The 12278-nt window shown below is 43.5% G+C and carries 10 protein-coding genes and 1 pseudogene; 4 read left to right on the top strand and 7 right to left on the bottom strand.

The features are described from left to right. The first annotated feature begins 113 nt into the window (after nt 1-113). From AND4_RS02950 to AND4_RS19385, 4 genes and pseudogenes are all read left to right on the top strand, one after another. Nucleotides 114-1157, top strand: a complete 1044-nt coding sequence (locus AND4_RS02950) for a porin (protein ID WP_009841414.1) — start codon at nt 114-116, stop codon at nt 1155-1157. Nucleotides 1158-1166: 9 nt separating this feature from the next. Beyond that, complete coding sequence (locus AND4_RS02945) at nt 1167-1946, top strand: DUF4886 domain-containing protein (protein WP_009841413.1); 780 nt, start codon at nt 1167-1169, stop codon at nt 1944-1946. A gap of 157 nt (nt 1947-2103) precedes the next feature. Continuing rightward, on the top strand, nt 2104-2985 hold the full coding sequence (locus AND4_RS02940; RefSeq protein ID WP_009841412.1) for a MurR/RpiR family transcriptional regulator: 882 nt from the start codon (nt 2104-2106) through the stop codon (nt 2983-2985). Nucleotides 2986-4454: 1469 nt separating this feature from the next. Beyond that, nucleotides 4455-4681 (top strand): annotated as a pseudogene (locus tag AND4_RS19385) (transposase); the annotation flags it as partial. 9 nt (nt 4682-4690) lie between these two features. Here the strand turns inward: AND4_RS19385 and AND4_RS02925 are convergent. From AND4_RS02925 to AND4_RS02895, 7 genes are all read right to left on the bottom strand, one after another. Continuing rightward, nucleotides 4691-5884: an AAA family ATPase gene (locus tag AND4_RS02925; RefSeq protein ID WP_009841408.1), complete on the bottom strand. Its 1194-nt coding sequence runs from the start codon at nt 5882-5884 to the stop codon at nt 4691-4693. A gap of 471 nt (nt 5885-6355) precedes the next feature. Further along, the gene (locus tag AND4_RS02920; protein ID WP_009841407.1) at nt 6356-6829 is read right to left on the bottom strand and encodes a DUF2947 domain-containing protein; all 474 of its coding nucleotides are present in this window, start codon (nt 6827-6829) and stop codon (nt 6356-6358) included. 368 nt (nt 6830-7197) lie between these two features. Next, complete coding sequence (rimJ, locus tag AND4_RS02915; protein WP_009841406.1) at nt 7198-7782, bottom strand: ribosomal protein S5-alanine N-acetyltransferase; 585 nt, start codon at nt 7780-7782, stop codon at nt 7198-7200. A 65-nt stretch (nt 7783-7847) separates the two neighbouring features. Then, nucleotides 7848-9392, bottom strand: coding sequence for a transcriptional regulator TyrR (gene tyrR, locus AND4_RS02910; protein WP_009841405.1), 1545 nt, complete (start codon nt 9390-9392; stop codon nt 7848-7850). A 100-nt stretch (nt 9393-9492) separates the two neighbouring features. Further along, complete coding sequence (locus tag AND4_RS02905; RefSeq protein ID WP_009841404.1) at nt 9493-10533, bottom strand: TIGR01620 family protein; 1041 nt, start codon at nt 10531-10533, stop codon at nt 9493-9495. Further along, complete coding sequence (locus AND4_RS02900) at nt 10530-11906, bottom strand: YcjX family protein (protein ID WP_009841403.1); 1377 nt, start codon at nt 11904-11906, stop codon at nt 10530-10532. Before AND4_RS02900 ends, AND4_RS02905 begins: the two co-directional genes overlap by 4 nt. Before the next feature lie 155 nt (nt 11907-12061). Then, entirely contained in the window at nt 12062-12247 is a 186-nt protein-coding gene (locus tag AND4_RS02895) for a hypothetical protein (protein ID WP_009841402.1), read from the bottom strand. Nucleotides 12248-12278: the final 31 nt, after the last annotated feature.

Here is a 12278-nt window from a genome sequence, read left to right as displayed (position 1 = left end):
TGAAATAAGAGATCTATCAATATTTAAAAAGGGAAGCGGAAATTCCCTTATTTTTTAACCAAACCACTCATTACGATGCAACCGTTTCCAATAACAAGCATGGAATGAGCATAATGACTAGAACTAAAACTCTCTTAACCCTTTTACCTACCCTATGCCTCGCGTCGTTCGCTCAGGCACAAAACGTTTATGATGATGAAACCAACAAACTAGACATCTACGGTCGATTAGAAGGTCAGATAGCTAAAGGAGACGAAAGTTTTGCCAGCGAAGACGATTGGTCAGGAAGAATGAGTGGTCGCCTTGGTTTTAATATGAGTAGAGAGCTAAGCGCAATTGAAAATAGCCGAGTCATTGGTAAATTTGAATGGCAAATGCGCACAGAAACAAATGATACTCGCCTTGACGAGGGTGAAGACTTAGAAGCTCGATACAATTACTTAGGTATCGAGAATAGTAATTGGGGTATGGTGATCTTTGGCCGCACTAAAAACCCAATGTATCAGGTTATGAAAATGACCGACAAATACAAAAACTACACTCCCGGCATCTATAACTATGGCATTTCGTCCATTGATACTTCTTACAAATATAACCGCCAAGACGCAACTTTACAGTACAACGGCAACTTTGGAATTCATGAATTTCAAGCCGCTTATGTAATGGGAAATGGTGAGAATGACCGTCTTGATAACGGCATGTTGGCCAGTTACCGAATGAATTATAAAGGCGATGGTTTCAAATTATCTCCTGCTCTCGCAATCAGTCAATTCAACCGTGATGAAAGCAATACTGATACCAAGCGTGAGCAACACGATCAAATTATGGGTGGCATAGAACTGTCTTTAAAAGGTGTCACGTTTGGTGTTACCGCTGATTACGTCAAGATCAATGAAGATGGAGGAAGTGAAGATAAATATTTCGGAATGGATTCCATCGTCGCATATAAATGGAATAGCTTCAAAGTGTTAGCGGGTTACAGCTTCCTAGACCAAAAAGACGAGGACATCTACGAGAAAGAGGATTGGCGCGTAGAGGGCCAGTGGACATTAGCCCGACGCACCTACTTATCATTAACCTACGACCGAGAACTCGCCTCCAAAAATAAAGACAGTGATGACGATGCAATCACACTTGGACTGCGCTACGACTTTTAAGGAATTACGATGAAAAAACTATTTAAAACCCATCTAATCGCCGCAGCTATCGCACTCGGTAGCTTTGCGGTAAATGCCGATACTTTTATCGCACCATCACCAACTGCAACGATGGACGGTGACAACAAAATTGTTGCGATTTACGGAAACTCGTACACACATTACAACAATAACTTAAATACCCGACTACGTGATTTAACGCGCTCTTTGTTGCCAAATAACGCGAAAGGTTATAGCTACCGAGGTATTACTATTTCAAGTGGTCGCTTAGGTTGGCATGAGCCAAATCTACGTTTTCAAAATACGTTGAAAGATTGGGATGTGGTCATATTCCAAGGCAACTCAATGGAGCCTATCTCTAAAAAAGCGTCATCACGTGACTACTTTGAGAAATCGGCAAAAACCATGTCGAAAATCGCGCATGATGCAGGCTCTAAGGTGGTCTATTTTATGACGTGGGCTCAACAGTCTCATCCAGAGCAGACAACTGCGCTATCGAGTGCGTATCAAGATATCGCTAAAAAAACGGGAGGATATGTGGCGCCCGTAGGGTTGGCCTTTGCACAAAGCATCAACCAATACCCGGAGATCAATCTTTATCATAGCGATGGTAAGCACCCATCACTTGAAGGCACCTATCTAGCAGCATCAGTATTCTTTGCAACGCTATACAATCAATCACCGGTAGGCGGCGCCATTCCAGTTGATACTGATATGTCTCCAGAAACGGCGAAAAAGTTGCAGACCGTAGCATGGGAAACCGTTCAGAGGTTCCACGATAACAAGTAGTTCTGAGATAACGAGTAGCTCCAAAGTTGTGGTCTTCTGTCCAATCGGGCAGAAGACCATTAGCCTTACAAAGATCACCTTTCAAGCAGCAAAACACAAAGCACGCATCCTACTGTGCTAATCTTCTCATCAATGCAACGAACCACGATTGAGCTTTATGAAAGATCATCTCGATTTAGCCTCCTACAAACAATTGGCAGAGCAGCTTCAACCTTTTACTGGCTCTGAAGCTGCACTTAACGCATTTATTATTGAGCACTTCGGTGAATTGTCTTATTACGGCATCATCGACCTCGCTCAGAAGGCCAAGGTAAGCAAAGCGACGATAGGCCGCTATTTGAATAAGCTCGGATATACTGGTTATTCGGCATTTAAGCGTGCGTTAAAACAAGATTTAATTGCTCATGACATCGTTACGCCAATCGATGCTAGCAAAGCAAGATTGCAGGTTCAGGACACTAATACAAAAGAAGATGCATTACGCTATATCGGCAATGTGAGCCAACTGATCGACCAGTTTGCTAAAGATTTGGATATCAACGAGCTTGAGCAACTCGCCAAACTGATCGCCGATAAAAGTCGCACCATTTACGTCGTCGGTCCTGCTTCATCGCGTGCGTTAGCGATTCACTTCTCAACACTACTGAAATACAGCCGAACCGGCGTCATCTTATTACCTCTCGATAAAGGCGAACTGCCTAAAACACTGCTTGGTCTCAAAGAAGAGGATATTCTAATTGCCTTTTCCTACTATCGCTTTAATCCCCTAGTTTTAGACATCACTAAATATTTCAACAGTAAAAATGCTCACGTTACTGTTATTACTAACACCCACTCGAATCCTTACGGCATCTACAGCAATGCGCAATACGTGCTACCAAGTGACGTTGATTCCGTCTTTCACAGTCGAACCATAGGCTTCTTGTTTGTTGAGTTACTTCTCTTCTTAGTGCAGCGAGAATCTCGTGGTGATGACAACTTCGAAGAACTAGAGTCTTTGTTTAGGTTCTTTGATGTATTTTCATCAATTGGTCAGTAAGAATAGAGCTACTCCTTGGAAAAATAGAATTGGCAGTGTATCATTAGTTTTAGTGTGCAACGATGGAGTGAAAGAAGTGGCGGCTAATCAACAGGCTACAGCATGATCTTCCATACAACATATTTGACAATATGTGACCCGTACCAGCAATTTTTGAAACTGAATTAAGTAATGCCTTTGCTTAAATTTATTCATTCTTTACTAATTTGAGTAGAATTCTTAAGTAACTTTTGTACAGAGCCTCCACGAGGCGGTTTCTAACTCAGAAATGCCCCGTTGTTAGCTTCGATGAACAAATTAGCGTATCCAATCGTCCGTAAACTCCCCAAATAAAGCTAATTAAACATTGATTATTTTTATGCAGCAAAAGTGTATTTATAACAATAATTTTATTCTCTAATCTGGTGTGTAGAGAACCACAAGGCTATTCGGCTAAGCAGTAATTTATTCTGTTATGTAGTTTGGCTCAACTTTATTAGAACACAGGCCAAACCTAGTTGAATTTTTTGTGTGTCTTCGATCACTCAAGGGAAAATAAAACGCGTTCCTCAAATGAAAAACCAGAAATCGCAAATAAAATCTTCCTATTATAAACAATTTTATTTCTTGGACATGATATACCGATACATTTGAGTATTTACAATTGACTGAAATATTAAAAACAGGGTTTTAGTATGTCGAACAAATCACTTTCCCTTTTCGTTATGGATATAGCCCGTAACCTAGGACTGCATTCATTGGAACTTGATTAAGCAAATACCTGCGACCTTTTGATAAACGACACTACGCTCATCGTCTTGAAAATAGATGAATCTAATAACAAGGTAATTTTGCTAACGCAGTTAACCGAAGATTCAGAGTCAGCAGATAAAGAATTAGCCAACCAAATTTTTTTAAACATAGCAACGATTCTCTGATTGGTGAAAATCCTCAACTTGCGTGGATTGAAGATGTCGGATTGACCACCCATCGATGTCTTTCTTTGAGTGAAATTGATGCAAGGAAAGTCAGCAATGAGATTGCGTACCTCGTTGATTGGCAAGTGCATGTTTCAAGCTCAAACCATAAAAAAGTTCAGGAAAATATTGAGACTAATTATTATCAAACGAGAGTGTGAGATTATGAGGATTCCAGAATGTTTATCGACAAGAATGGCAAAAGCACAAGCGCATGATTATGTGAAAAATAACCATGCCCAAAAGCCACAAGAGTTTTCTGTTGATGGTAAAATATACAAGGTAATTAATAACCAGGTAATACGAATGAACCCCTGCTCAGGTATGGCCAAATGCCGAGAGGCGGTTCGAAAAATAGCTTACATGCGACTCCCTACGCATTCTTTTTCAAATGATTTAACTCAAACTCTCAGAGTAGCTAAGCAAAATAGTTCGACTCTGTTGCGTAATTCGAGGAAACTAAATCAGACACTTACGAACTGATCAGCTAAGTAAATTAATTACCTTAGCCCCATGCCGAAACTTCGCTACAAAATAACGAATTGGAAACAGTACAACAAAGCCCTAATCAACCGTGGCTCACTCACCTTCTGGATTGATGAAGAAGCCATTCACAAGTGGAAGCAAAGTAAGCAAGACAAACGTGGTAAACCTCGTTAGTTCAGCAACTTAACAATTACCACTGCGCGCTTATGGTGAAACGAATTTTCTCAATGCCGTTGAGAGCATTGCAAGGGTTTAAAATAGAGTCATTCAGAATCCAATGAATCTTCATCTTGCGGTAGCTTACCTAAAAGTGGTTGAACCTCATCAAGGTTAATCGAATGTTTTTCTGATAGCTTAGCTAGAGCTTCGATGTTTTGTTGAAGTAAGTTAGAAATTGGAAGTACACCAAACAAGCCTTCAAGTATTGCTTCGTATGAGTACATAGATAGGTCTTCAACTTGCTCTAGTTTAGATAAGTCATAAATGACAGCATCATCAACAGATGAGACAACAAATGGCGAATGAGTAGTAACGATAAACTGAACTTTAGGAAAAGCTCTTGTTAGAAACGATAGTATTTTCTTTTGTAGTGTGACATGAAGGTGAGCATCAATCCCGTCAATCATGACGACACCAGTTAACTCTTCTGGATCTATTGAACGCAGAGAAACCTTAGCAATTAAGTCAGCGTAGACTGCCATGATAGAAGAAAAGCCAGATGACAATGTTTGGAATGTATAAGGTATTCTGTTCGGTTGATGGATTTTGAAAGAGAATGAGTCAGGCTTAAAAACGAGTTTAAGTTCGTCATCTTCAAAAAGGTCCTGTAAGTCAGCCTCTAACTTGTTAAACCATCGCTCAATCCGTTTAGCTTCTTCGGGGTTATTGTTGATTTTCTTGGATTCGGAAAATGCTTGGTTCGCTATGCTCGTTAACAGGACCTCTTCGAAGATTGAAGAGATCGTTTTCTGTTCATGTGAATGTGAAACGGTATGTAGGTCCTTCTCTTTGAGACTCTCGATTGGAGAAACAGAATATGGTTTTAGAATGTCTGACTTCCTACCTGCCTCAAATTGAAGAAGAACAGCACTGAGCTCTTTGTACTTTAGCACGAAGTCTTCAAGGTCATATAAGTCGATTGAAGGGTTCTCTTGCTCTTCCATCTGCTTCTTAGCCTCTTCCAGACTCTTGACCCAAGAACCGTACGAGCGATTGGTAGGCCCACTGCGCTCAATAGCTTGCTCGTAGCTTGAAATAAGTTGTTGAAGCTGCTCTATCGAAAAGTTGTCTTTTTCTACCACACGATCATGTAATTTTTTGTACACATGGCTTAGTAGTTGAGTTTTACCACAGCCGTTTCCACCAATTAAGATCAGTGTTTTACCGTTGACGGCGATATCCACTTCTTTATCAGAGTAAGGAATCTTCGTTTTAATTCTAGTTAGATAGCCTGACATAATGTCACCTCAATTTATACTAGTTAGATTGCATAGCGTTTAGTTGGTCGATGTGAAATTGAACCAGCATAAGTTGACAGGGAAAGGCAATAGAGTCAGGTAGTTTTTTCTAATTGAAGTTGTGTCATTCGCCAGCTAATTTTTATTCCCTTAGTTTAGCAAAATCACTAAAACGTTTCTGTACTAAAGCGTTTAAACTGATCAACTGTATTGCGAGTAGTCTTCAAAGCGGCTGGCACAGTGGTAGAACAAGTCGTGACTAAACGGGCAATATAAAAGATCGGGTATGCATGTTTACAACGAATGCTTAAAAATAATAAGTTACGAAGTGACTATAAAAACCAGCTAGCTCGACAACCATATGATCGAACTTGGTGCAAAAGGAACGTTGAGCCCTCCATCAAACCTGCAGATATAAAAAGCCACCGAGGTATTAGAAAATACGTAGGTGGCCTCTTCAAATAGTTTACGTTATTGACGTTCGCCCAATTTCACCTTGCCTTTAGAATCAAACCAAAGTGCTTGAGTGCGGCGACGACCAATGAGAATGGGGCCATCGTCATAGAACAGGAAATTCTTCCAGTGCTTTTTAAACGTTGACCACTTTGTCTCAATCACGTTGTATTTCTCGTAACAGAAGTACACTGTCACGTCATCCTGCCAATCAATAAAGTGCGCGACTTCTTCCGGTAACTCAGGTGCATCAGCTTCCCAAGCCGTCATCCAATCGACTTTTTCAGACCAGTTAGACTCTTTCATCGGCCAGTCTGATGAACTCAAGCGGTCCATATCCGGGCTTTGTGCACTAATATTCTCTTTCCAGAACTGCGCGGCGCGAGCTTGATTCATCGGCTTGATAAACTCGAGCTCTTCTTCAGGCATTGGCATTGACTGGTGAGTAAAAATCCATTTTCTTTGGTATTCGTCCAAAGGCAAATAAGACATTCAGTCTCCTTTATTACGACTTCAGCCAACCCTTTTCGGTGGCCTCTTCAATCATTTTTTTGGTTCTGTTTCATCGTGAGACAGAGCCAGATTCAATTCTATTCTATTCTATTCTATTCTATTCTTACTGGTTAACGCTTAAACACACGTTACGCCATGCTCTTTACCCAGAACAAACCGTTCATCACCTTTATCGCTCGGCAACATACCAAGCAAACGCTCTGCGGCTTTTAAATACGTTCTTGTTGCTCTTTTGAAGCTGCATATCATAAACAAAGGGGGCGTCTGCGTCGATCTTTACGACATTATGGCCAAGTATTACTTTGATTTCTCAAGCATTGCGTTAATGTTGCAAGCAATACTTATATTTATCGAGGCTCTGCGGTCCAGTGCGGGTTGGTCAGTGACGTTAACACATGGTCTCGCCACTCACCGTCGATCAACAAGTAGCCCTTTGCGTAACCTTCTCTTTCAAACCCAACCTGCTGCAAGACTGCCTCACTGCGCTTATTGTGTGGCATGTAACCCGCTTGGATACGATGCATCTTCTGCACACCAAACATATAGTCACACCCCATTTTTAACGCGCGACGCATATAGCCGTTACCCTGTACATCTTCTGCGAGCGAGTAACCCACATTGCAGGCGTATAACGGAAAACGGCTAAGGCTACTGAAAGAGAGAGTGCCGAGCATTTTACCAGATTCAGCATGAACAAGTAGACAATAATAGCCAAGCCCTAGGCGATGTAGCTCATTCAACTTTATCAGTTTTTGTAACCAACCATTTACGGTGTAGAACGCTTCTTCTCGTTTTGGCTCGAATGGCGCTAAATAGGCTCGATTATTCTGAAAATACTCAGCGATCATATCGGCGTCACTAATTTCTGCGGTACGTAGAAGCAAATCGCCATCCAACTTATAAACGGCGACAGAAGAGCTTTTATCTTCCATTATGAATGACATGTCCATCTAATTTCAGATTCATTTACGGGTATCCTGGTATAACTATGAATGCCCTAGCTTTTGCGGATACCATAATCGCGTAATTTGTTCGCGATAGAGGTATGAGACACATTCAATCGCTTAGCGAGCTTACGGCTTGATGGGAAGGATTGATATAAACGCTCTAAGATCTGTGATTCGTAATCTCGCATTATTTCATCAAGTGAACCATCGAGGTTTAAGGTCGTACTCGAACCGCCCAGTGCTTGTGGCTGAGGCAGCTTAAAGTTCTCGGCTTTGAGCACGTCCCCATCCATCTCGGTCAATGCACGCAAAACCATATTATCGAGCTGACGCATATTGCCCGGCCATTGATAGTTCGCGAGCGCATCCACCAAGTCTTCATCTAACCTTGGCTTAGCAATACCAAGTTGCTGGGCGTGCTTCAAAACAAACAAGTCTAACAATGGCGCAATGTCATTCGAGCGCTTACGCAGAGGCGGAATAGTTAAGGTGAGAACATTCAGGCGATAATATAAGTCCTCGCGGAACTTACCTGCTTCAGCAAGCTCAGCCAAGGCATGTTTCGTCGATGCGATGATACGCACATCAACGTGCATCTCGTCTTCGGCACCCACACGGCGGAAGTTTCCGTCTTGTAAAAAGCGCAGCAGTTTGATTTGCAGGTGAGAGCTCATCTCGCCAATCTCATCCAGGAAGACAGTGCCACCATTTGCTTGTTCGAAAATACCTTTATGGCCCAGCTCATGATTAAACGATCCCGGCGCATGACCAAATAGCTCAGTTTCAGCCACATCATCTGGCATCGACGCGCAACTCAACACAAGGAACGGCCTACTTGCCCGCCCAGAACGCCCATGGCATGCCTTTGCTAGCATCTCTTTGCCCGTTCCTGTTTCCCCTTCAATCAGTAGAGGCTGATCGAGGACAGATAATTTCTTTGCTTGGTTGATCAAGGCTTTGTGGCGATTCGACAAGCCAACAAAATGCTCGAAGCCTAACTGGTTGTTAAGCGGCAAGGTTTCTTCAATTTGTGCACTATGCTGACTGGAGCGTATCGTCATCAAGGTACTGGCTAACGTAGAGTTCTGCGCTTCATCTTCAATGTAGACTGGCATGAGTTCAAGGATATAGTCTAAACCGTCAATCACTAAGCTTTCGCGAGTGCGCACATTAACGCCCTCAGACCAGCGAGAAAAGTGCACGCTTGGTAACAGGACACCGATTTGGGTGCCTATCACATCTTGCTTATGCTGACCAAGTAGAGACAGTGCTGCCATATTCGCCATGTCTACGGCACCTTTAAGGTCGATAGCAAACACGGGATCAGGAAGATTATCCACCAAAGAAAGCAGCTCCGTATTGTGGCGCTCCACTGGCATAAATTGGATTTTACGCACGTCTTTGACCCCCGGAATACGGCGGATCTCTGCCATCAACTCACTGAAGGTATCAAAATCAATATCTGGGCAGTTTAAGTAAATAATGCCACTAATATCAATTTCAATACCACGTAAGTCGATGCTTTTAGACGCTAAAATATCGAGCAGTTCTCGGGTTAGACCGAGTCTATCTTCACAAAAGACTTCAAGACGCACTGAAAAAATCCCAATTAACAACTGTCAGGAAAAGTTGACAGTAGTTTCTCGCAAGCGTGGAATCGCGTCAAGTCATCCTCACAGTCAAAGATGATATTAGTTAAGGTTTCATCGTGATTGATGCCACTTTCGCCACAACCTCTTTACGAATCGCACCGAGTTTCACTTGTCGTTCTGGATACCATGGTAAAGGACGAAGCAGCCCCATGGATTTCAGACCCAGTCGAGCGGTCAAGATACCCACTCCAAGCCCTTGCCCTGCCCGTGCAGAGACTTTCCCGGCAAGATCCATCGACATCAAATCCATACTGGCATCAATGGCAAGCTCACTCGCGCCCGCCGCTGCCATGTTGACGAATACCGTACGCAGTAGTGTGATTCGAGAAGCGTAGCCAAGTTCAACACCGTACACCTTAGAAAGGTTATCGATCATTTTGAAGTTGCGCCATGCCACCAGCAACATATCTGCAGCTGCTAATGGGCTAACGGCCACCAAGGCTGCGGATTCGGTTGCATGCTGAGAAACAATTTTGGTTGCGAGCTTGTCTTGCTGGCTAACGACCATGGAATCGTACATATCTAGAATTTCTGCGTCACTGTGAGCTGGGGTCACGCTGTTTTTCCAACGATCAAAACCGGGACTCTCCGCCAGTACGCCACTTTGCTCCGCGACCTTTTCACAAAACGCCTTCCCTTTGCCGACGCTCTGGCTATCAACAAGCGCTTCACTCTCTTGTTGTACACTGAAGTGGTTACGAAGCTTGCGTAGCTTCCATAACTCTCTGCCGAGCGCCCCTAAACCGAGAGTGCTGAGGGCTGCAATAAAGCCTGCCCAACCGAGCGCGAGCCAATCGGCCGTTTGTGCCGCACTAATAACAGAATCGAGCGCTTGCCAACCAACTAAACCAGCGAAGGTGGCAAAGAGCCCTGTTGTTAGCCATTTACGGCCCGCTTTCGGGCGAATAACCTGTTCGAGTTGCAACGCCTGTTCCGTGTCTTCTTGTTGCTCTTCGATCTCAACAGGTACAAAGGTTTCTTGATCGGAAAAGGCCTTCTGCGCATTCAGCTCTGGGGATACGTCTTCTCCATCACCGTTCATTACTTTTTCTTTGAAGACTTGCTTTTGTTTTAGTTCGCTCATTTCAATTTGTCTCCCAATAGGTATTCCAACGCTTTGTCGAGTCGGATATGTTTCATCGGCTCATCCGTTTCTGACGGCATTGGTCGGAAAGAAGTAAAATCAAAACCACTGTTTTGCCAATAGGCCGCATTAGGTAACTTCTTCGGCACCTCTCCGGGAAACATAGTCATTGGCTCGCCATCAAGCGTGGTGCCTTGTAGCGCTGGCACACTTTTATCTCCCGACGTGATAAAACCAGTGGTGGTTGCTTGAATCGAAGCAATGCTCATGCAGCTCATTTCTATGTTTTCGTACGCAGCGGTTTGCCATGCTGGATGCACCATTTGTTGAAGTAAGGAGACCAAGTGAGGATGCTGATCCGGTGTGACATGATCAGCTTTTGTTGCCGCAAACAACACTCTGTCGATTTTTGGTGAGAACAAACGGCGCAAGAAACTACTGCGTCCATAACGGAAGCTGTGCATGATTTGTTCAAGCGCTTGGCGCATATCATAAAACGCCTCATCACCTGCGTTCAGAGGTTGTAAGCAATCCACCAACACTATCTGGCGGTCAAAGGTGGCAAAGTGATGCTTGTAAAATGCCTTCACGACTTTCTGTTGGTATTCATGATAACGCGCTTCTAGCATCGCTAAATTGCTGCCTTTGACAGGTTTCGTCTCAGCATCGAATCGACATGGGAAAAATTGCAATACTGGCGCACCGTCAAGCTCACCGGGCAGAACAAAACGCCCAGGTTGAACCCAATGTAAGCCGCTATCTTTACAAGCATGTAAGTAGTCGGTGTACGTCTTGGCAAGGCTCTCGAGCTGTTTTTCATCCAGTGCTGCATTTACATCGAGTGCCTCTAGATCAGATAACCAATCAATAGCAAGCTCGTTGCGTCGCCCTTTCAAGGCTTCAAATTGCGTCTGCGACCACGTTGCAAAGTCCATATCGAGCAAAGGTAAGTCGAGTAACCACTCCCCCGGATAGTCAATGATGTCGACATTCAACACGGCGGTTTTGCTCAACAGCTTTTTGGTGGTTTTGTTCGGCTTGTATTTCAGCGCCAATCGAATCTCACTGACGTCGCGGGTCGGCACTGGCCACTGTGGGGGCGTGGCATGAATTTGACTCATTGCATCATCATAAGCGAAACGTGGCACCATCATATTGGCTTGAGGCTCACGTTTAGCACCAATTAAACGCTTATCGCGCGCTGCATTAAGCAACGGCAAGTTGTCGTGAGTGGCGGTATGCAGCAATTGATTAACCAGAGAAGTAATGAAGGCCGTCTTACCCGCGCGCGATAGTCCCGTTACAGCAATGCGGACATTGGAATCCATGCCTCGGCTGATAAAGTCATTCACTTCTTGCGTTATTCTTTTCATACTTTTTATTTATCTCATCAATTCTTGCCACGCAGTGTAATGCTAGCAACCTTAATCCAAGATGAACAACGCATTCACTGCAAACCTATTTCCTTAAACGAAAAAGCCCCTGAAAGTTTCAGAGGCTAAAGGATCATCACGACTTTCGGCACGGCCTAATCGTCTTCTATCAGCTTGTAAATCACGAACAAAGCAATCTCTAGTATCAACAGTAAAACACAGGTGATCGCAACGTATTTTTCATCGAAGATACTGATGCCGTGAAGAATCAAGTCGTAGCCCACAAAGCTACCAACCACAACAGCAAGAACTATTTGTAGGATTTGAATAAAACGAGGCATGCCGTCTCCTAATCATGGTCAGCATAACAAC

This window comes from Vibrio sp. AND4, from assembly GCF_000171815.1.
In the GTDB taxonomy this organism is placed as follows: domain Bacteria; phylum Pseudomonadota; class Gammaproteobacteria; order Enterobacterales; family Vibrionaceae; genus Vibrio.
This window is presented reverse-complemented; position numbering and strand designations above follow the sequence as displayed.

Bases quoted from the DNA above. Each gene is read 5' to 3' on its own strand.
- AND4_RS02950 (WP_009841414.1), top strand. From the start codon at position 114: ATGACTAGAACTAAAACTCTCTTAACCCTTTTACCTACCCTATGCCTC.
- AND4_RS02945 (WP_009841413.1), top strand. From the start codon at position 1,167: ATGAAAAAACTATTTAAAACCCATCTAATCGCCGCAGCTATCGCACTC.
- AND4_RS02940 (WP_009841412.1), top strand. From the start codon at position 2,104: ATGAAAGATCATCTCGATTTAGCCTCCTACAAACAATTGGCAGAGCAG.
- AND4_RS02925 (WP_009841408.1), bottom strand. From the start codon at position 5,884: ATGTCAGGCTATCTAACTAGAATTAAAACGAAGATTCCTTACTCTGAT.
- AND4_RS02920 (WP_009841407.1), bottom strand. From the start codon at position 6,829: ATGTCTTATTTGCCTTTGGACGAATACCAAAGAAAATGGATTTTTACT.
- rimJ (WP_009841406.1), bottom strand. From the start codon at position 7,782: ATGGAAGATAAAAGCTCTTCTGTCGCCGTTTATAAGTTGGATGGCGAT.
- AND4_RS02905 (WP_009841404.1), bottom strand. From the start codon at position 10,533: ATGAGCGAACTAAAACAAAAGCAAGTCTTCAAAGAAAAAGTAATGAAC.
- AND4_RS02900 (WP_009841403.1), bottom strand. From the start codon at position 11,906: ATGAAAAGAATAACGCAAGAAGTGAATGACTTTATCAGCCGAGGCATG.
- AND4_RS02895 (WP_009841402.1), bottom strand. From the start codon at position 12,247: ATGCCTCGTTTTATTCAAATCCTACAAATAGTTCTTGCTGTTGTGGTT.